Raw genomic sequence first — 21577 nt, forward strand, 5'->3', positions numbered from 1 at the left:
TTAGACACGTCGTTTGCTGCTTGCTTTTTATTGAGTATCAGCTATTTGCTTTGTCATATTATTGCCTTTAGCTGCGTCGCGTGCTACTTGCTTTTGGTTTACTACTTCCTTTGGTCTTGCTCGTTCCCGGCGTCTTGCCATTCCCTCGCCCTTTCGGAGCAGCCATCTCCAGGCGTTGCCTGAGTTCTACAATCTGATCACGTAACTGCGCTGCTCGTTCAAACTCTAAAGCCTTGGAGGCAGCTTTCATTTCTTTTTCCAGGCTAGCTGCCAAATCCTGCATTTCCCGCAGACTCAATGAAGTAATACGCGGTACTTTATATTCAGTCGGTTCTTCGGCCACCTTTGTTGTCTCAATCAAATCTCGTACCTGCTTTTGAATCGTCTGTGGCGTAATACCATACTTTTCATTATGAGCCACCTGAATTTCCCGGCGACGATTTGTTTCATTAATGGCTCGCTGCATGGAACCAGTTATCCGATCAGCATACATAATAACCATGCCTTCGGCATTTCGCGCCGCCCGGCCAATTGTTTGAATCAGCGACGTTTCTGAACGCAAAAAACCTTCTTTGTCGGCATCAAGAATCGCCACAAGCGAGACTTCCGGCAAATCAAGGCCTTCTCTGAGCAAATTGATGCCGATTAATACATCAAACACGCCAGCACGAAGATCTCGGATAATTTCACCACGTTCAATCGTGGCAATATCAGAATGAAGATAACGAACCTTTACACCTGTTTCTTTCAGAAAATCCGTCAAGTCCTCAGCCATTTTTTTCGTCAGCGTCGTCACAAGAACGCGCTCATTTTTAGCAGTACGCTGCTTAATTTCACCAAGTAAATCATCCATCTGTCCCGGAATCGGCCGTACTTCAATCATAGGGTCCACAAGACCGGTAGGACGAATAATCTGCTGTACAATCTGACTGCATTCTTTAATCTCATAATCAGCCGGAGTGGCTGATACATAAATAATCTGATTGATCCGTTCGACAAACTCGTCAAATTTCAGCGGCCTGTTATCATAAGCCGAAGGCAGACGAAAGCCGTTCTGCACAAGCGAATCCTTGCGTGAACGGTCTCCGGCATACATGGCCCGAATCTGCGGCAAAGTTACATGAGATTCATCAATCACCATAAGGAAATCTTCCGGAAAATAATCGAGCAGCGTATAGGGCGAATCGCCGCTCTGCCGCGCCGTCAGATGACGCGAATAATTTTCAATACCGGAACAATAGCCCATTTCCAGCATCATTTCAATATCGTAATTCGTCCGTTGCTCCAGCCGTTGCGCTTCTAGTAACTTGCCATCAGCGCGCATCTTGGCTAACTGCTCCCCTAGTTCGGCCTGAATATCGTCTACGGCTCGCAGCAAATTTTCCCGGGAAGTAACATAGTGAGATGCCGGATAGATAGCAATATGCTTACGGCGTGCGAGAATTTCGCCAGTCATCGTATCAATCTCGACAATCCGTTCCACTTCATCACCGAAAAGTTCCACTCTAACAGCTCGCTCGGCATAGCCAGCCGGAAAAATCTCAATCACATCGCCGCGAACACGGAACTTACCGCGTACAAAATTAATATCATTGCGCTCATACTGAATTTCGATCAGCTTCCGCAAAATCTCGTCACGATCTTTAATCTGGCCTTCGCGCAACGATAATACGAGCCCTTGATATTCATCAGGCGAACCTAAACCGTAAATGCAAGATACGCTTGCCACAATAATAACATCACGCCGTTCAAAGAGCGAACTAGTCGCCGAATGGCGTAGTTTATCAATTTCATCATTAATCGATGCATCTTTAGCAATATAAGTATCAGTCTGAGCAATATAGGCTTCCGGCTGATAATAATCATAATAACTTACAAAATAGCCAACTGCGTTATTCGGAAAAAACTGCTTAAACTCACTGGCCAGCTGCGCCGCCAGAGTTTTATTATGAGCAATAACCAAAGTCGGCTTTTGTACCTGTTCAATTACCTTGGCAATCGTAAAAGTCTTGCCTGTTCCGGTAGCGCCAAGTAGAACCTGACTAAACTGATTCTGCCTGATTCCTTGGGCTAAGCGTTCAATCGCTTCCGGCTGATCGCCTTTCGGCTCATAGGGCGCCTCCACTTGAAAAGGAATGCCGCCTTCGTGATAGACCGTATTCAGCTTAGGAACCGTCGCCATCGTGCACCCTTCTTTCCTCTAACAATCGACAAACGCCGTCGCCAGATAATCATTATTATATCACAATAATTATAATCATATATATAAACTGCTACGAAAAAATACTACCACAATTGCGACTTAAAAAGCAAACATAAGTTCGTATTTTTTATTGCCGAACAGGCCTCAGCGAAATGTTCTTTGCGATTCTCTTCTCCCACTCCTTTCGAATCGACTGCATTCATGTTTGTCACCGAGCAGACCTGAAGTAGGTGGCGATAACGTGCCTCAACCATTACTGCCACTCAGCAGAACGGAGTAGGAGTGGTCTTTCCCCTCATCCCCCTACTCACGAATCACTGCATTCATTTTTCACCGCCGAGCAGACCTGAAGTAAGCGGCGATTACGTGCTCCAACCATGACTGCCACCCAGCAGGCCGGAGAGGAATGGCCTTTGCATAAGCGGAAGTCAAGTGCTAACGGTGGAGCGTTGCAATCGCCATTCCTCTCCGGCCGTCTATTAGGCAAAAAGGCGAAAAAAGGAAGCAGTCGATTCGCCCCTCCTTCCTAGGCTCACCTTCTGCTTCCCTTTTTATAACTTTATTGTTTCAGCTTACCGCTGACCACTTCAATTGCCTTTTGCAGCTGTACATCCGAAGCCTGGTCCTTCGGCGGCGGCGCATCAAGTACAATATCAGGCTCAATCCCAATGCCGTTAATCGATCGATCATTCGGCGTAAGATATTTTGCGATTGTCAATTTAATTGCCGTCGAACCGTCGAGTCGTACGAGAGTCTGTACCGACCCTTTACCATAGGTCTTCGTACCAATCAGCGTTCCTGCCTGCGTATCTTGAATCGCTCCTGCTACAATTTCCGAGGCACTGGCACTGCCGCCGTTAACTAGTACCGCCACAGGATATTTGACTGCAGGCAAATTCGATGTATGGGTTTCCCTTTTGCCGTCACGCGTCACTACTGATACAATCGGCCCTTGCGGTACAAAACGATTTGCCACTTTCACGCATTCTTCCAGCAAGCCGCCGGGATCGTCGCGAAGATCAAGAATCACAGCCTTCATTCCTTGATTTTCTAGCTCCTGATACTGCTTATTAAAATCGCTGCCTGTATTTTCATTAAACATGGAAATACGGATGTAGCCGATCTGATTGGGCAGCATCTTGCTGCTGACTGTTTTAATCTGGATATTAGAGCGAACAAGCGAATAATCTTTCGGTTCTTCGTTACCGCGCTTAATCGACAATACAACAGTGGTCCCTTCTGGACCGCGAATTTTGCTTACGGCGCCGTCAAGGGGCATATCTTTCGTTGGCTGTCCATCAATCCCAACAATCTGATCACCGCTTTTAATGCCTGACTGTTCACCAGGCGTTCCTTCGATTGGCGATATAACGAGAAGCTTTTTATCTTTTACACCAACTACAATTCCTACACCGCCAAAAGAGCCTTCTGTCTCAATCATAAACTCTTTGAACATCTTCGCGTCCATATAGAGGGAGTGAGGATCGCCGAGCGACTCAACCATGCCTTTAATCGCTCCAGCCATCAGCTTATCAAGTGGTACATCTTCTACGTATTTCGATTCTACAACCTGCACCGCTCGAAAAAACTGCAGAGATGACAATACATCACCTGTATGAACTTTCAACACGTAAAGAAACCCAGCTGTCGTTACAACAAAAGTACAAAACACGAGTAAAATTGCGCTGGCAATCAGTTTGCGCCGACTCATAACCCCATCACCTAACTCTCTTCACCTGCAGCGCCACGAGCGCCGTCCCGTCTTAACTATATGCAAAATCAGCACAAACTATGCTCTTACCACTTACGGCAGATACCCCATCGGGTTCACAGGCGTACCGTTTTCCCTCACTTCAAAGTGAACATGGGGACCTGTAGCATAACCGGTTGCGCCAGCTAAAGCAACAGCCTGACCTTTGCCAATTTGCTGGCCTTCGCTGACAAGTAGCTGACTATTATGACCATACAGTGTCGTAATACCATTGCCATGGTCAATCATAACTGCTTTGCCATAGCCGCCCATCCAATCAGCATAGATGACTACGCCCGAATCAGCCGCCACGACGGTATCGCCATAATCAGCGCCAATGTCAATCCCGGTATGAAACCGTGGATCGCCGAACACAGGATGATTTCGCCCGCCAAAGGGCGAGGTAATTGGGCCGGAAATCGGCCACATCATGGCACCGCTACCACTGCCATGGCCAATATTATAGCCGCCGCCGCGAATCATCCGTTCAATCCGTTGCGATGTTTCCATGAGTTCCTGATAAGCACGATTCGCTGCATCACGCTCATTGATCGCGCTATTCATGAGCGACTGCAGCCCATTCTTCTTTTCTTCCATGATTTGCTTTTTCTGGGCTGCCACATTTTTCAACTGCTGAATCTGCGCCTGATTTTGTTCTAGCTCATTCTTCTTTGTTAGAATGAGCTCACGTTCTGCCTTTACTTCCATCACAAGGTCAATATCCTGTTTGACCACACGCTGCAGTAAGTCCAGACGCGTCGTAAAATCAGTAAAGTCTGTTGCACCAAGCAACACGTCAAGATAACTGATCTGACCGTTTTTATAAACATCGCGCATGCGCTTATTCAGTACAATCGTTCTGGCTGCTAGCGTTTTTTCCGCCTTAGCCAATACTTCTTTATTTGTCTCAAGCTGTCCTTGCGTTTCTTTTAGCTGCGAATCGACGCTCTTATACTCATTAAGAGCCGTCTCATAAGACACCTGTGCTGACTGCAGCATCGGGTTAATCGCATCTACTTTTTTCTGTGCTTCCGAAATCTTATTTTGCTGTGTATTCATTTGCTGCTGTACGCTTTGCAGATCACTTTCATTATCGGCAAAAGCAGTAACTGTGCCAAAAACTAACAGTACCAGAGCTGCTATTACAGCAGTTCCTTTACGAAACCGATTCATCCAATCCCTCCAAAACCCGCTGATGCATAATCGCTTATCCCTGGTCTTATACTCGTAAAAATTTCTTCAAGGAAATCGTACTGCCCACTGCGCCAATAACCGTACCGACGATGAGCAAAAAAATGCTGATTTCCGTTACAAAAGGATATCGTGGAATTAAGGGGAAAAAGGCCATTGTTTGGTAGACCTTTTCAGTAAGAAACCCGTAAGACTGTCCTAATAGCAGAACAGCAATCAGAGCGCCGCCGAAGCCAAGAATCATACCTTCTAAAATAAAGGGCCAGCGGATAAACCAGTCTGTCGCTCCGACATACTTCATAATGCCAATTTCCTTACGCCGTGCAAACACGGTAATACGAATCGTATTGGCAATAATAAATAAGGCGGCAAAACCAAGAAAGACGATTAAAATAAGCCCAACAATCCGAATCATCTTGGTAAGCTGGAAGAGATGTTCAATCACCTCTTGGCCGAAGCGAGCATTTTCTACGCCCTGAATTTCGCCAGCCGCCTGAGCTACAGTTTTCACCTGCTCTGGCCTGTCTACCTTGACTTCAAAAGCATTTGGCAGCGGATTGCTATCGCCAAGAGCGGTTAAGAGTCCTTGCTGCTCGCCAAGGCGCTGCTTGAATTTCACGAGCGCATCTTCCTTGCTGACAAATAAAACTTCCGTTACGCCAGACACCTTCGTAAGTTTTGTACCGACTTCGCGCATATCTTTATCACTGAGATTGTCTTTTAAGTAAACGGAAATTTCCACCTGCGACTCTAAAATTGATGCCATGTGATTTAAGTTAAGCACCATCATTAAAAAAATCCCCAGAATCAGCAGGGACAAAGCCACCGTACTAATGGAGGCAATACTCATTAGGCCGTTATGGCGCAGGGATTTGAAAGATTCGGCAACAAAATATTCCGCCGTTCTAATCTTCATAGCCGTATACCCCTTTCAATTCATCACGGACAATACGGCCCTGCTCCATAGCGATGACTCGCCGCTTTAAAGCGTCAACGACGTAGCGGTCATGCGTCGCCATAATAATCGTCGTGCCTTCCCGATTGATTTTTTCAAAGATCTGCATAATTTCCCAAGATGTTTCCGGATCAAGATTTCCTGTCGGTTCGTCGGCAATAATCACCGCAGGCTTATTCACCAAAGCTCGGGCAATCGCTACACGCTGCTGCTCGCCCCCTGATAATTCCGACGGATAATGTCTAGCGCGATGCCTCAGTCCCACACGGTCAAGCACAAAATGAACGCGCTTTTGAATTTCCCGGTGCGGCGCCTCAATAACCAGCATGGCAAAAGCCACATTTTCATAGACTGTTTTATTAGGAAGTAAGCGAAAATCTTGAAAAACAGTGCCAAGACTTCGCCGTAAATAGGGAACATCCTTTACTGCCATTTTCGTTACATCATATCCATTGACAAAAATCTGACCGGAACTTGGCAACTCTTCGCGAAACAATAATTTTACAAAAGTTGATTTACCAGCGCCACTCGGGCCAACAAGAAAAACAAAATCGCCTGCTGCAATCTTCACTGTAATGTCAGACAAGGCGACAGAGCCGTTGCTATAGACTTTCGATACCCCTGTCATGCTAATCAAACCAAAAGCACTCCTTTAACTTCAGAACAAAATCAGAACAATAATCAAACTGTACTTAAATTGAACCATATGTAAGGACCTGTATTCGACAGGAGTCATAAAAAACCTTCTTCTTTCAAAAAAATCGCCTAGTAAAATCCTTATTTTAACAAGCCCCATACATACCAAGTCAAAAATCCGAGCAAAAATAACAAACCAAAATACCAACAGCCTACGGTCATGCGCTGATAGAAAGCAATCCGATAATAAGCGCCTTCACTATTTTGCCGCCAGAGCTGCCGTAAGGAGCCGACAAAAACAAGTAAAACCAGCAAGTTTGCTGTAAAAAAACAAAAACAGCCGAGCACCAGACTACCAATCCACCACAGCCGCGGCGTAATCGCTTCGGCAATTTTGCCGCCATCCAGGGGAGCACAGGGAATAAGATTCAACAAATTGAGTAGACAGGCTGTATAGGAAAGCACCAGCCAGAAGAGACTGTCAGACCAAAAATAGGCTGTCAGAAATAACAAGGCGGAAAGCGTTCCGGCTGCCGGACCACCTATGGCAATATTGGCTGCCATTTTCGCATTACTCGGGCCTTGCTTCAGTTGAATCACAGCGCCCACAAAGGGCACGAACCATAATCCCCCTGTTTCAATACCCACGGCAGCCGAAGCTAGAAGATGACCCAGTTCGTGAATCAATAGCAACACAATAAAGCCAACCGCAAAATGCCAGCCGAACGCAGCGGCATAAAGCCCCAGAGAGAGCGCGATCGAGGCGGCTGTCGTCAGAATCGGCCCTAGCGATGCCATAGCGCCAAGACCCATAAGTGCAATGGCCAACCGCTGGGCCAGGCGTCCTCCCAAACGGACTACCCGAGTCATCATGGCTACGCCTCCCTTGTATCGCTAAAATCAAAAAGGGCTCATTCCACTTTATGCAGAATGAGTCCTTCTTATGCTTTTATTTCCGGGCAATAACCCTGAGAGCCGCCGCAACAATGTCGGCTGCTGTTAAATGATATTTCTGCAACAAGTCGCCGGCCGTACCGGATTCGCCAAAAGTATCTTGAACACCAACGCGTTGCATCGGTACAGGTGCAGCTTCCACTAGGACTTCCGCCACAGCGCTGCCCAGTCCGCCATAAATACTGTGTTCTTCACAAGTTACAATTGCGCCCGTAGCCTGAGCTGCCGCAATGACCGCCGTCTGATCGAGCGGCTTAATCGTATGGATATTGAGAACTCTAGCCGTATAGCCTTGTTCGTTAAGCAGCTTAGCCGCTTCCTGCGCGGTGGCTACGAGCATCCCTGTGGCGATCAGTGTCACATCTTTGCCGTCAGCAAGCTGCACCGCCTTGCCTGGTTCAAAGACATAGTCTTCGCCAAAGATATCAGGCGTTCCCATCCGGCCGAGACGCAAATAAACAGGACCTTCATAGGCTGCGGCATAAGCTACAGCAGCTCGGGTTTCTGCTGCATCGCAAGGAACAATTACTGTCATATTGGGAATCGTCCGCATCAACGAAATATCTTCAATCGACTGATGGGATGCGCCGTCTTCGCCAACAGTGAGTCCAGCATGAGTGGCCGCAATTTTTACATTGAGCTTCGGGTAACAGATCGAATTGCGAATCTGTTCGTAAGCCCGTCCCGCCGCAAACATAGCGAAAGTAGACACAAAGGGAACTTTTCCCGCCGCCGCCAAACCAGCCGCTGTTCCCATCATATTTTGTTCGGCAATGCCTACATTAAAAAACCGTTCTGGATAGACTTTTTTGAAATCTGCTGTTTTCGTTGATTTTGACAAATCAGCGTCAAGCACAATAATATCTTTATTTTGACCGCCCAGCTCTTTTAAAGCCTGACCGTAAGCCTCTCGTGTGGCAACAAGTTTTCCCATGAGCTTTTCCCTCACTCCTCTTCAAATTGCGCCAAGAATTTTGCACACTCTTCGCTTGTCGGCGCTTTTCCATGCCAGTCTGCTTTATTTTCCATTTCACAGACGCCTTTTCCCTTAACCGTATGAGCTACAATCAGCGTTGGTTTGCCTTTATAGGCTTTAGTCGCTTCCAGTGCATCATGAATGGCATTAAGATCATGGCCATCAATTTCAAGCACATTCCAGTTAAAGGCCCGCCATTTTTCGGCAATCGGCAAAGGCGACATGACTTCTTCAATAGGTCCGTCGATTTGCAAACCGTTAAAGTCAACAAAGGCTGTAAGATTATCAAGCTGATAGTGACCGGCAAACATAGCTGCTTCCCAAATCTGTCCTTCTTCGAGTTCGCCGTCGCCCATGAGCGCATAGACGCGATACTCTTTCTGGTCAATACGGCCAGCCAAAGCCATGCCATTAGCTGCGCTAAGCCCTTGTCCCAAAGAACCTGTCGACATGTCCACGCCAGGAATGTATTTCATTTCTGGATGGCCCTGCAGGCGACTGTTAACTTTTCTTAAACTCATAAGCTCCTCTACCGGAAAATAGCCTTTTTCCGCTAAAGCAGCATAGAGAACTGGCGCCGCGTGACCTTTACTTAAGACAAAGCGGTCACGATTGGGATCTTTTGGCTGCTTGGGATCTACCTGCAAATGTTTAAAATAAAGCATTGTTACAATATCAGCGGCCGACAAAGAACCGCCGGGATGACCCGATTTCGCCTCTGTTACCATGGCGATAATATGCTTGCGGATGGCTACAGCCTTAGCTTGTAATGCTGCCTGTTCCGCCTGAGTCAATGTTTCTGCCATATATAAGCCTCCTAAACCATCATGTATTATCTTTAATTGAGCCAAACCCCTCGCCCATCACATCATGGGCGTCTGTCACAATCACAAACGCGGCTGGATCAATTTTATGCAAAATTTCCTTAACCGGGGAAACTTCGTTAATACTTACTACACACAGCACTACATCGCGCTCCTGACCGGTAAAAGCCCCGCGACCACTTAAATAAGTGACGCCGCGACCAAGCTCAGCCATAATAGCAGCGCCAATCTCACTGGAATGATCCGTCATAATCAAAAAAGCTCGGGCGGAGCTGCGCCCCTCCTGAATCAGGTCGATAAGCTGCGTAGCTACGACGAGCGTAATGAGTGCATAAAGCGCTAATTCAGCTTTAGCAAAAGCAAAACCTGCGAAAGCGATTACAAAAAAATCAATAGAAAGCAAAGCCTGCCCTACACTAATGCCAATGATTCGGCTGAGAATGGCCGCGCCTAAATCAGTGCCTGCTGTTGTCCCATTAAATTTAAAAACAAGGGCCAGACCAATTCCGTCAATGACGCCGCCATACAAGCAAGCCAATAGAGAATCATGGGTGAGTACAGGAATGAAAGGTTCCAAGCCGTCAATAGCTAGTGATAACACAATCGCCCCATAGAGCGTATTGAGTCCATAGCGTTTCCCGAATAGCTTAACACCAAGCAGAAACAGCGGCACATTCATGGCCAGACTGGTAAGTCCGACCGGCCAGTTGAAAAGATAGTGGAAAATCGTCGCCAGGCCCGTAATACCGCCAGCGGCAATTTTATTGGGAATCAAAAACATATTTAGTGCAATAGCGCTCAAAATCGCGCCGATAGCAATCCCAACAGCATCACGCAGCCATCGTTTCACTGTGCCGCCCCCTCATGTCATTTGCGTTGAATCAGGGAAAATGCTTTCTCTACATTGGAAAAAGCCAAGTCGCGCAGTTCGCTGATTTTCTTGGACTGCACAAAGGCGTCTTGTTCAATCTGCGGCCACAAATCATCAATTTTTTTCTGCACTGCTGCGGCCGTAACTGTCATCAGCGATCCGCCGTGATGGGCTGATAAGCTCGCCAAAAACCGATCAATTTTCGGGTCATAGGAAATACCAATTAAGGGCACCTGCATAACCGCCGCAAAAATAAGCGCATGAAGACGGATACCAATGAGTAAATCCATATTTCCTACGAGCGACAGCATCTCTGTCGTAGTAAACTCTTCTTTTAGCAAAACAGCAGGCTCTTTCATCTGTTTCATGACTTTTTCCGCCGTTTGGAAATCGTCAGGCCACTGCATAGGCAGAAAAACTACGCGAGCCTCATAGGCAGACGCTACATAATCAGCGATTTGGGCTAATACGGTTTTATAATGAGGCCATTCCTTCCATTCGCGAATGCTAATTCCCACTACTGGCCGTACGCCAGTCACACCATAGCGACGCAAAATCGTCCGTCCAATCTGCTTGTCGACAGGATGCATGGCAAGAACCGGATCAGCCGTAACATAAACTGGCGGCTTATTAATTCCAAGCTCCACCAGTTCTTCCCGCGAGCCCTCATCACGTACCGTAATCAAGTCAACCTGATTGCCAATGCGACGCATAACGGCCCGAGCTAAAGGTTTCTGCACCGGACCGATCCCTTGAGCATAGAGCATAACAGGCTTACCAAGTTGTTTTGCCAAAAAGACAATACTTAAATAATAGTAAAGACTCCGATCACTCGTCACATCCTGCAAGAGACTGCCGCCGCCGCTAATTACCAGATCGCTACCAGCAATCGCTGCCATGATCTTAGGATAATTCAGGCGATACACGGCAGCTACGCCATGACGACGGCGCGTATCTTCAGGATTCCCGGAAATGACCGTAATCATAACATCGGGTTCTAAATCAGTAAATGCTTCGATCATCGCAGCTAGCATGGCTTCATCGCCAGCATTGGCGAAGCCATAATAACCGGAAATCACTATACTACTCATTCGATGTGGATCTCCTTCCGGCCCACTCACTTAACCACCGCAGCAGTTCCACGCCAAAGACAGCTATGATTCCAAACAAAGCTCCTAACACCACGCCGTCAATCCCGCGAATAAAGGACATCAAAACAGGCGTACGTACATGGGCAAAGGTTTCGACAAGCGATCCCAACGCAATGGTCGCGACAACTACTAGAGCGAAATGAAGCGCCCGCGGCCAACGGCGATAAAAAGCCAGCGCCGCCAGTAAAAAGGCAGGATGACCAATCATAAATTCTTTTTCCCGCGGCCGAGCGTACATTGCATTTTCCAAAAAGGCTCTAAGTTTCAGCTCAATCGCCGGTACAGGCACACCAGCCGTATGACCGGAACGACCAACATAAACCCAGACAGCTATAGCAAAGACGCCTAAAGCCAACATCATTTTCATATCAATTGTCATACTGAGTAAGCGCTTCAATTGAGGGCCAATCTGTTTTACTTTCTCCTGATCAAACAGATTAAACCTGGTTAAATAAATTACAAAAATTAAGAGAAGCGGCATCACAAAAGTTGCTTTTACACCGCGATAAATTTCCATTTCCAAGAAAAAGCGCACATCACCAAGTAAAGCTGCTACATATAAGCCGCCTACCATAGCAATCGAGAAAGCAATGGTCAAATTGAAGAGGCCTCGTCCTAAAATTGCTGGCAGCGTAAGATCTTTCGGTCCTTCAGCCCGCCATTTATCAAGCTGATAGGTCATAGCCAGCACCGGTAACGTAATGGCGCTGAGCGTTGCCGCCGTCTGGCGCACAAGCGTACCGCCGCCTTTTAAGAGTGGCAAAAGCATTAAGACTGTCGGCAACAGCAATAGACCATATAAGTATTTTACCGGAACAGGTCGAATGGCTGAAACAAGCAGGCAAACAGCCGCCCAGACACCGAGAATCATAAGCGCTAACAGCGGTACAGGCGGATAGTAGACAGGAAACAGTCCCGCCTGGCCAATCTGATATCCCTTATCCATTAAAGCCTGCGCCGTCTCGGTAACATAGCTTATATTTGTCTCTAAGAGCGTCATTCCCTGAGCGGGTTTATCATATTTTCGCATTAAGTTAACACGGATATTCCGTTCTTCATCGGTCAGTACCCACCGATGTACCGCTTCATCGAGTTTCAGCTTCGGTTGTTCATCTTTGGGAATCACATAGACGCGAGCCGACTTATAGTCATTCATCGCGGCCAGCGGCAGCAAGCCGTCTTGTTTTAAAAACTGCAGCTGCAAAGGATGCTCAATCATCTGTAACGTAAGATGGCGCGCCTTCATCTTGTCAGCAACCTGCGGCAACAGCCCCGGATAGCCTGTTACTTCATCACCGACAAACATAATGCCTGACAAGTTTTTCGCACTGTCAAGACGGGCAAACACAGCATCGATGTCACTTTCATCCACTTTTGTATAATTCGTCGGTCGCGCTACTACGGCAAAACCAGCGTCATTGACAGCCTTCATTTCGTCTGTGGGTAAACCGAGATTCCACTTATACACTTTTTCATAGTCAGCTAAAACAGCTAGAACCGGATGGTCGCCGCCGCGAATCTCCGTAACTCGTTCCGGACTTAAGCGACGAATTAAATCTTCTTTTACCTCTGTAAAGGTCTGATCCTGATTGCCAACTACATAGGCAGCTTCCGGTTGAAGCCGTCCTGAGGCGACTAAATCCCGCCAAAAGGGATCCGTCAAAGAACCTTCCCGATACTGATGGAGAATAGACGTACCGGAAAAAGATGTAACTTTACCGCTCTTATTGAGTTTTTCCAGCGTCGTTTCATAAACAGCCATGGAAGTAATTCCCGCCTGTTTATATGCAGCCAGCAACTCTGGCAAGGAGATTCCCTCCATATGGGCCAGCTCTACAGCATCTTCATAATCTAGGACAAGTTCGACTGTCCGGTTATTTTGCTCTAATTGAAAACGCTGCCCTAAAACTGCCAAAGCTGCCATTAGGCCCACAAGCACCAGGGCAATAAACACTTTATTATATCGATTGGCCACAATCTCTCCACCTTTAATCTGCAGCTACGCAAAGCAGCTTTGCTTGCAAAATTCTAATCTTATTGTTTGCCGCTGGCAGGACTCTGATTCCCGGCATAGATGACAATTTGTCCGTCTTCATTTACGATGTTTTGAATCGTTGTACCAAACGGAAGCTTTTTCGTATCAGCCAAAGGAATTTCTGTCAAAATAGAACCGCCCAAATTCCCTACTGGCGAATGATTCAGTAAAAAACGCTCCGTCACAAACTTAATTTTCTGACCGTCGGCGGCAATCTTTCCTTCCAACGTAATGGACAAGGCCATCAAACCACCTAACGACAGTTGGGAGCTTACGGTAATCTTATCAGGCTTCACCGTAACAGTAGCATTTTTACTTCCCTTGACATTGGCGTCAAGAAACTGCGCCAGTTCTTTTTCGGTCACAACGGCTTTTAAATTTACAGTATCTACTGATTGAACGGTAAACCGCCGCTGCAGCAGTAAAGAATTCATATCAAGCTGTAATCCTTTCAGTTCCGCCTGCATGGAAGAAACCGTCAGTTTATCAAGCTTGGCATTCTTCGCATCAATCTTCACCGTGTCAAATTGGCCTGAGAGCATCAAAATCGCGGGATGCTTTTCAGTCTGCAACGTGACCTGCTCACTGCCTGTCAGCTCTTTCAAGCTTTCCGCCCCATAAGCAGCCGTCCAGGACGGGAGCAGCAATTCAGCCGCACCGCCGAAGATGACAAGCAAGAAAAACAGCAATAACAACAGCTTCTTGACCATAGGCTCACCTTCTTTTATTCTTTTGCAACTTGTTTTTTTAGGTAGGCCTCAATGAAAGCGTTAATTTCACCGTCCATAACGGACTGCACATTGCCTGTTTCGGCGCCAGTCCGATGGTCTTTGACTAAATTATAAGGATGGAACACATAGGAACGAATTTGGCTACCCCATTCAATAGCCTGATATTCGCCGCCTATTTCATTTTTCAATTCCTGCTGCTTTTGTTGCTCTAATTCAAAGAGACGCGCCCTGAGTAGCCGCATGCACTGTTCTCTATTTTGAATCTGCGACCGTTCGCTCTGGCACTGCACGACAACGCCCGTAGGAATATGAGTCATACGGACAGCCGAATCGGTCTTATTGATATGCTGACCACCTGCGCCACTGGCTCGGTACGTATCAACCCGCAAATCAACGGGATTAATGTCAATTTCCACAGAATCATCAATTTCCGGCATTACATCAAGGGCCGCAAAAGACGTATGGCGCCGTGCCGAAGCATCGAAAGGAGAAATTCGCACAAGACGATGAACGCCTTTCTCCGCTTTTAAGTAGCCATAGGCATTCACGCCTTGAATCATTAGCGTAGCACTCTTTACACCAGCCTCATCGCCAGCCAGAAAGTCCATGGTTTCAATGCGGAAACCATTTTTTTCCGCCCAACGGCCGTACATTCTAAGGAGCATGGAAGCCCAATCTTGTGCTTCCGTGCCGCCAGCGCCAGCATGAAGTGTAACAATGGCATTATTTTTATCGTATTCGCCGCTCAACATAAGAGTGAGTTCAAGATGCTCCATTTGGGCGTTGATTTCTTGCAGGGACCGCTCCACATCGGCGTAGACGCTTTCGTCTTGTTCCTCTGTGCCAAGCTGCCACAAAATTTCCGTGTCAGCAAGCTGCTCCTGTAGTTTTGTATATTCGCCAACGGTATCTTTCAGAATCGTTACTTGCTGTGATACCTTCTGGGCACTGTCAGGATCATCCCAAAAACCAGGGGCCATCATTTCCTGCTCCAGTCGCTGAATCTCTAGCTCTTTCGCAGAGACGTCAAAGAGAAACCCTGATTTCTTCTAATTTTTTCCCTGCCCGTTCAATTTCAATCCTTAAATCTTCTAATAACAACAAACTCATCTCCCGCAACAATTTTTATATTTCTTACCTGAGCCGCAGGGACACACTTCATTGCGTCCTGTCTTATCATGATTCACAATCGGCGTCTTAGGCTGCGCTTGCGCTTCCGTATCTTCACCGTGAGAAGCATGCGCCTGTTGCAATCGATCTGACGCCTGCGGCTGCTCTGTTACGATGTTGACGCGATACATATATTTCACAATATCATCTTGAATATGCTCAATCATCTGCTGGAACATATCATAAGCTTCCAGTTTATATTCTACCAAAGGATTTTTCTGACCGTAAGCCCGCAGTCCAATGCCTTGACGCAGCATCTCCATGGCGTCAAGATGTTCCATCCACTTATCGTCAACAACTTTCAGCATAATGACGCGTTCCAGTTGGCGCATATTGTCTTCGCCAAACAGTTGTTCTCTGGCATCATAGGCTTCCGTAGCTGCTTTGAGCAGTTCTTCCTGCACTTCAATCCGACTCATGTCAGCGAGCGCTTCTACGGTCAAACGGCCTTCCGCCGCAAAGGCTTCTTCGCTGAAATGAATTAGCCCGGCCAAATCCCATTCTTCTTCATACACTTTTTCATTGGCGTAAAGATCCATGCCTTGCTCAATGAGTTTCTCAATCATCAAGAAAATATTTTCCCGCAGATTATCGCCCATGAGAATCTTGCGGCGCTGGCTATAAATCACTTCACGCTGCTGATTCATGACATCATCATATTCTAGGACTTGCTTACGAATATCAAAGTTGCGGCCTTCGACTTTCTTCTGGGCCTGTTCAATGGAACGCGTAATGAGCGGATGCTCAATGGGCTCATCTTCCTCCATGCCGAGCTTCTCCATAATCCCGGCAATATTGTCAGAACCAAAGAGACGCATCAAATCATCTTCTAAGGACAGATAAAAGCGCGAAGAACCAGGGTCGCCTTGACGACCGGCACGACCGCGAAGCTGATTATCAATCCGGCGGCTTTCGTGACGTTCTGTACCGACAATATGAAGACCGCCTACTTCCGGCACACCTTCGCCAAGCACAATATCAGTACCACGACCCGCCATATTCGTCGCAATCGTCACAGCGCCCATCTGCCCGGCCTGAGCTACAATCTGAGCTTCCTGTTCATGGAACTTAGCATTGAGTACATTATGAGGGATTCCCTCTTTTTTCAGCATATCGCTTAATAACTCTGACTGCACAATGGAAGTCGTACCAACAAGCGTCGGCTGACCTTTCCGGTGCACTTCCACAATGTCAGCCACAACGGCTTTATATTTTGCTTTTTTGTTCTTATAAATTACATCAGGCATATCCTGACGCAGAATCGGCTTATTCGTCGGCATAACGATAACGTCCAAATTGTAGATTTTACGGAATTCCGCTTCCTCTGTTTTAGCCGTACCAGTCATACCGCCCAGTTTTTCATACATTCTAAAATAATTTTGGAAGGTAATTGCCGCCAGGGTTTGGCTTTCCCGTTCAATCTTCACGCCTTCTTTGGCTTCAATGGCTTGATGCAATCCATCGGAGTAGCGGCGACCAAACATGAGACGGCCCGTAAATTCGTCGACAATGACGACTTCGCCGTCTTTTACTACATAATCTTTATCGCGTTTCATCAGGCCATGAGCCCGCAGCGCCTGATTAAAATGATGGGACAGTTCAATATTTTCCGCTTCATAAAGATTGGTTACGCCAAGGAGTTTTTCTGCTTTGGCAATACCGCTTTCCGTAGGCGCTACTGTATGAAGCTTTTCATCAATCGTATAATCTTCGGTAGCAACCAGCTTTGGCACAACTTTAGCCAAACGGGAATAAAGCTCTGTCGACTTTTCGCCAGGGCCGGAAATAATCAGCGGTGTTCTCGCTTCATCAATTAAAATACTATCGACTTCGTCGACGATGGCGTAATGCAAAGGCCGCTGCACCATTTGTTCTGGCTGCACAACCATATTATCACGGAGATAGTCAAAGCCAAATTCATTATTCGTACCATAAGTAATGTCAGCGCTATAAGCTAATTTGCGCTCATCAAAATCAAGGCCGTGGACAATAAGCCCCACGGACAGACCTAAAAAACGATAGAGTTTTCCCATCCACTCGCTGTCGCGGCGGGCCAGGTAATCATTAACAGTTACGACGTGAACGCCGCGGCCTGTCAACGCATTAAGATATACAGGTAAAGTGGCAACCAAGGTTTTACCTTCACCTGTACGCATTTCGGCAATATTACCTTCATGCAGGGTAATGCCGCCTAAGATCTGTACGTCAAAATGACGCATGGCCAAAACACGGCGCGATGCTTCTCTAACTACAGCGAATGCCTCAGGCAAGAGGTCATCGACTGATTCACCCTCTTTAATCCGACGCTGAAATTCCACAGTCTTACCTGTCAACGTTGTATCGCTCATAGCCTGCATTTTAGGCTCTAGGGCATTGACAGCGTCAACATACTTTTGCATGCGCTTAATTTCGCGTTCATTGTCATCGCCGAGCAGCTTTTTTAAAAATTTTAACAAGAGTATCAACTCCCCACAATCGTGTCCTAATAAGATCTCTCTATATAAGTAAATAGAGGTATTTTCCTACTTCAGGCTATATCTTTGCCTATTATATGATTTTAACAGAGCCAATTTAAAAAGTCAAAAAGGCGTCACTCTTTATTATATAGCGAACGACTCAGAAAGTGTACTGAAAAAAAAGAAAAACAGAAGCTGACAAGCAGCTTCTGTTTTTATCGTTTCGTCGCTTTAGAATTCTGGTTCGATTAAACCGTAATTGCCGTCTTTGCGGCGATAAATCACGTTGACTTCCTCGGAATCGGCATCGCGGAATACGTAAAAGTCGTGATGAATCAAATTCATCTGCAAAATGGCCTCTTCGGTCGTCATTGGTTTTACGGCAAACCGTTTCGTTCTGACAAGCTTAAATTCCTCGCTCTTTTCTTCCGGTACCGGCGCTGGAACTAGCTCGCTCTTAAAGGAGCCTCCCCGCATTTTACGAGAAATTTTCGTTTTATATTTTTCAATTTGTTTTTCGATTTTATCAACGACAAGATCAATTGAAGTATACATATCATTCGTTGATTCTTCACCGCGGAGCAACATGCCGTTTACCGGAACAGTGACTTCCACAATGTGCTGGCCTTTTTCCACTTTGAGGATGGCGGAAATGTCGCCAATACCGTCGAAATATTTAGTGATCTTTCCGACGCGTTTTTCGACATATTCTCGCAGTGCAGGTGTAATTTCGATGTTTTTACCTCGAACATTCATTTTCATATGATACATCCCCTTTCCTGTCTCCTAATTAATATAATTCACCGTTTCTTTCAAAAATCCTCTTGCTATTGTAACAGAAAATTAACAAAAAAATAAACTTGTCTAACAGAAGACTCTGCTCAGACAAGTTTTACAATAAGACTCTAATAATATGTTAACCAATTTTTTACAGAATTTTCGACAGGAAGGCGCGCGTCCTTTCTTCCTTAGCACCAGTGAAGAAAGCCTCAGGCGTTCCTTCTTCAATAATCCGGCCTTCATCCATAAAGACGACACGGTCTCCCACCTCGCGAGCAAACCCCATCTCATGGGTTACTACAACCATGGTCATTCCTTCACGAGCCAAGGCTTTCATAACATCAAGTACCTCATTGATCATTTCCGGATCAAGCGCCGAAGTAGGCTCGTCAAACAGCATAATCTTCGGCCGCATAGCTAGAGCCCGCGCAATAGCCACACGCTGCTGCTGACCGCCAGAAAGCTGATCTGGATAGGCCTTTTCTTTATCAGCTAAACCAACCTTTGCCAAGAGTTCCCGCCCGATCTTTTCAGCCTCGCTTTTTGCTATCTTGCGTACCTGAATAGGCGCCAGTACAATATTTTCCAGCACGGTCATATGGGGAAATAAATTAAAGCGTTGGAAAACCATCCCGACTTCTTCTCTTACCTTATTAATATTCGCTTCACCGGAAAGAGCAATGTCGTCAACAACGATCGTCCCTTCTGTTGGCTCTTCCAAATAATTTAGACAGCGTAGTAGCGTACTTTTTCCCGATCCGCTCGGTCCAATGATCACGAGAACTTCTTTTTCTGCTACCGTAAGATCTATTCCTTTTAAAACATGCAAGTGTCCGAACTTTTTATGGATATTTTTAACGTCGATCATCGATTTTATACCTCCGCTCCAAATAAGCGATAAACCGGGAAATTGTCAGTGTCATCATTAAATAAATGAAAGCGACAGCTAGCCAGATTTCAAAAGATCCGTAGGTTCTAGCAATAATGAGCTGCCCCCGCCGAGTTAGTTCCTCAAAACCAATCACCGATACGAGCGATGAATCTTTGAGCATGGCAATGAACTCATTACCTAACGGCGGAATAATTCGCTTAAAAGCCTGAGGCATAATAATAAATCGCATGGTCTGCGCCCAGGTCATGCCCAGAGACCGACCGGCTTCCATCTGCCCTTTGTCAATCGATTGAATCCCACCGCGAAAAATTTCCGCCACATAAGCGCCGCTATTAATACTGCAAGCCGTAATCGCCGCAATAAACGGATCGATTCTTTGTCCGACAATAATCGGCAGCGCAAAATAAATGAGAAAAATCTGGACTAACAGCGGCGTGCCGCGAATAAAGTCAACATAAACAGCCGCCGGATAAGAAAAAAGTTTTTGTTTTGATAATCTGGCAATGCCGACAAACATACCGATTAAAAGACCAAAAGCTACGCTGAGTGTCGTAATTTCAATAGTAACCCCAGCGCCCAGTAATAATAACGGGAACGAGTTGACGATAAGTTGAAAATCAAAGTTCATAAAAACTACTCCCCTTGCCTAAAAATAAGCCCATCCAAACGATACAATGAATAATCATACACCTTTTGATTATAGGCACACAAAAAGAGACTGTCAATGAAAAAGTGCTCTTTTAACAGACAAAAGGCAGCAAAGATCGCTCTCTGCCGCCTTTCGTGTTTCGTTACTTTCACAAAAACTTATGGTTTTTTACCGAACCATTTTACATAAATCTTTTCATATTCGCCGTTTTTCTTTAATTCTTCCAAGGCTTTGTTGATATCAGTAATAAGCTGAGCATTCTTTTTAGAAGCAGCAAAGCCATAGTCTTCAGAACTTAAGGCATCGCCAACTTGTTTCGAACCCTTGCCAGTCTCTTGATTCATGTAATAATTGTTGACAGGCATATCATTAATAACCGCATCAACACCGCCGGCCTTAAGTTCTAAAAAGGCTTCTGGCGCCGTATTAAATTCACGGATTGTTGCATCTTTTACTTTTTTCGCTTCATCCGCGCCAGTCGTACCAATCTGTACGGCAATTTTCTTGCCAGTTAAGTCCGAAAACCCTTTAATTGCATTGTTGTCACTCTTTACCACAATGGACAAGCCCGATTTATAGTAAGGCGCTGAGAAAGCCACCTTTTTAGCCCGTTCTTCCGTGATCGACATGGCCGAAACAGCCAAATCAATATTGCCTGCTTCCAGAGCCGGAATGAGTCCGTCAAAGTTCATGCTTTGAACCTGCACATCAGCATTCATTTGCTTACCAATGGCCTTGATTAAATCCATATCAAACCCGACATATTCTTTACTTTTATCATCTTGGAATTCAAAGGGAGCGTAAGCTGTATCAGAGCCTACCTTAATGACTTTTTTCTCGGCCGCTTTCGGTTGAGAACCACAGCCAACTAACCCTAACGACAATACAAACACAAGTAACATACATAGAGAAAGCATCTTCTTTGTCACGATAAGTCCCTCCAGGCAAGCGAGATCATCTCGCTGTTTATTTTTAGTAATTATACACCTCCTATGAATAATTCAGCAAGACTTTTTTTTATTAAAACGTTACCTTTTTACTTTATTTATTAAATAAATTAGTCGTAAACTACTGCAATGTAGTACCTTCACGGGCCAACAATCTGAAAATCATCGCTAACAGCTGGTTTTGGCACTTGTATAATCATAACTTTGCGATCATGGTTTTGCATTGTCGCCGTTCCGTGCGCTGCTAAAATCGGCGGCGGCGATGCTAAAAAAGCGGCAAAAGCCACGATAAACACAATAAGAACAATCCCCTGTTTCACCTTATCGTCCTCCATTTCGTTCCAACCAAGCAATAACTTTTCGGCCAAAGAAGTATCCTTAAATAAAGCAGTTAGACGAAAGTGTT

19 protein-coding genes are annotated in these 21577 nt (G+C 46.0%); all 19 read right to left on the bottom strand.

What is annotated here, in order from left to right; all coding sequences use genetic code 11:
• Nucleotides 1-67 precede the first annotated feature (67 nt).
• A complete protein-coding gene (gene uvrB, locus AC0NJP_RS04195; protein WP_474698878.1) occupies nt 68-2182 on the bottom strand; it encodes an excinuclease ABC subunit UvrB in 2115 nt (704 codons plus the stop codon).
• 580 nt (nt 2183-2762) lie between these two features.
• Nucleotides 2763-3914 (bottom strand): S41 family peptidase, encoded by a 1152-nt coding sequence (locus tag AC0NJP_RS04200; protein WP_474698879.1) that lies wholly within the window; start codon nt 3912-3914, stop codon nt 2763-2765.
• A gap of 93 nt (nt 3915-4007) precedes the next feature.
• The gene (locus AC0NJP_RS04205; protein ID WP_474698880.1) at nt 4008-5126 is read right to left on the bottom strand and encodes a murein hydrolase activator EnvC family protein; all 1119 of its coding nucleotides are present in this window, start codon (nt 5124-5126) and stop codon (nt 4008-4010) included.
• A gap of 46 nt (nt 5127-5172) precedes the next feature.
• Complete coding sequence (ftsX, locus tag AC0NJP_RS04210) at nt 5173-6060, bottom strand: permease-like cell division protein FtsX (protein ID WP_474038970.1); 888 nt, start codon at nt 6058-6060, stop codon at nt 5173-5175.
• A complete protein-coding gene (gene ftsE, locus AC0NJP_RS04215; RefSeq protein ID WP_474038971.1) occupies nt 6050-6736 on the bottom strand; it encodes a cell division ATP-binding protein FtsE in 687 nt (228 codons plus the stop codon). The genes ftsX and ftsE overlap by 11 nt, the downstream gene beginning before the upstream one ends.
• A 140-nt stretch (nt 6737-6876) precedes the next feature.
• On the bottom strand, nt 6877-7608 hold the full coding sequence (locus tag AC0NJP_RS04220; protein ID WP_474698881.1) for a zinc metalloprotease: 732 nt from the start codon (nt 7606-7608) through the stop codon (nt 6877-6879).
• 76 nt (nt 7609-7684) lie between these two features.
• A complete protein-coding gene (locus tag AC0NJP_RS04225; protein WP_474698882.1) occupies nt 7685-8623 on the bottom strand; it encodes a transketolase family protein in 939 nt (312 codons plus the stop codon).
• Nucleotides 8624-8634: 11 nt separating this feature from the next.
• A complete protein-coding gene (locus AC0NJP_RS04230; RefSeq protein ID WP_474698883.1) occupies nt 8635-9471 on the bottom strand; it encodes a transketolase in 837 nt (278 codons plus the stop codon).
• Nucleotides 9472-9490: 19 nt separating this feature from the next.
• Nucleotides 9491-10339 (bottom strand): YitT family protein, encoded by an 849-nt coding sequence (locus AC0NJP_RS04235; RefSeq protein ID WP_474698884.1) that lies wholly within the window; start codon nt 10337-10339, stop codon nt 9491-9493.
• A gap of 17 nt (nt 10340-10356) precedes the next feature.
• Entirely contained in the window at nt 10357-11451 is a 1095-nt protein-coding gene (gene csaB / locus AC0NJP_RS04240; protein WP_474698885.1) for a polysaccharide pyruvyl transferase CsaB, read from the bottom strand.
• Complete coding sequence (locus AC0NJP_RS04245; protein ID WP_474038977.1) at nt 11444-13486, bottom strand: DUF5693 family protein; 2043 nt, start codon at nt 13484-13486, stop codon at nt 11444-11446. Before AC0NJP_RS04245 ends, csaB begins: the two co-directional genes overlap by 8 nt.
• 59 nt (nt 13487-13545) lie before the next feature.
• Complete coding sequence (locus AC0NJP_RS04250; RefSeq protein WP_474038978.1) at nt 13546-14256, bottom strand: LmeA family phospholipid-binding protein; 711 nt, start codon at nt 14254-14256, stop codon at nt 13546-13548.
• A gap of 14 nt (nt 14257-14270) precedes the next feature.
• Nucleotides 14271-15378, bottom strand: a protein-coding gene (prfB, locus tag AC0NJP_RS04255; RefSeq protein ID WP_474038980.1) for a peptide chain release factor 2 whose coding sequence is annotated in 2 segments (ribosomal slippage) — nt 14271-15305 and nt 15307-15378 — 1107 coding nt in all. Because the reading frame shifts where the segments join, the coding sequence is not laid out codon by codon here.
• A 5-nt stretch (nt 15379-15383) separates the two neighbouring features.
• The gene (gene secA / locus AC0NJP_RS04260; protein ID WP_474698886.1) at nt 15384-17903 is read right to left on the bottom strand and encodes a preprotein translocase subunit SecA; all 2520 of its coding nucleotides are present in this window, start codon (nt 17901-17903) and stop codon (nt 15384-15386) included.
• Nucleotides 17904-18134: 231 nt separating this feature from the next.
• The gene (gene hpf / locus AC0NJP_RS04265; RefSeq protein ID WP_474038982.1) at nt 18135-18665 is read right to left on the bottom strand and encodes a ribosome hibernation-promoting factor, HPF/YfiA family; all 531 of its coding nucleotides are present in this window, start codon (nt 18663-18665) and stop codon (nt 18135-18137) included.
• Between the two features lie 166 nt (nt 18666-18831).
• A complete protein-coding gene (locus AC0NJP_RS04270) occupies nt 18832-19551 on the bottom strand; it encodes an amino acid ABC transporter ATP-binding protein (protein WP_474698887.1) in 720 nt (239 codons plus the stop codon).
• A complete protein-coding gene (locus AC0NJP_RS04275) occupies nt 19538-20203 on the bottom strand; it encodes an amino acid ABC transporter permease (RefSeq protein ID WP_474038984.1) in 666 nt (221 codons plus the stop codon). Before AC0NJP_RS04275 ends, AC0NJP_RS04270 begins: the two co-directional genes overlap by 14 nt.
• Nucleotides 20204-20382: 179 nt before the next feature.
• Nucleotides 20383-21153, bottom strand: coding sequence for a basic amino acid ABC transporter substrate-binding protein (locus AC0NJP_RS04280; protein WP_474038985.1), 771 nt, complete (start codon nt 21151-21153; stop codon nt 20383-20385).
• A 158-nt stretch (nt 21154-21311) separates the two neighbouring features.
• The gene (locus AC0NJP_RS04285) at nt 21312-21539 is read right to left on the bottom strand and encodes a hypothetical protein (protein WP_474698888.1); all 228 of its coding nucleotides are present in this window, start codon (nt 21537-21539) and stop codon (nt 21312-21314) included.
• Nucleotides 21540-21577: the final 38 nt, after the last annotated feature.

This window comes from Pelorhabdus sp. sgz311002 (assembly GCF_056134285.1).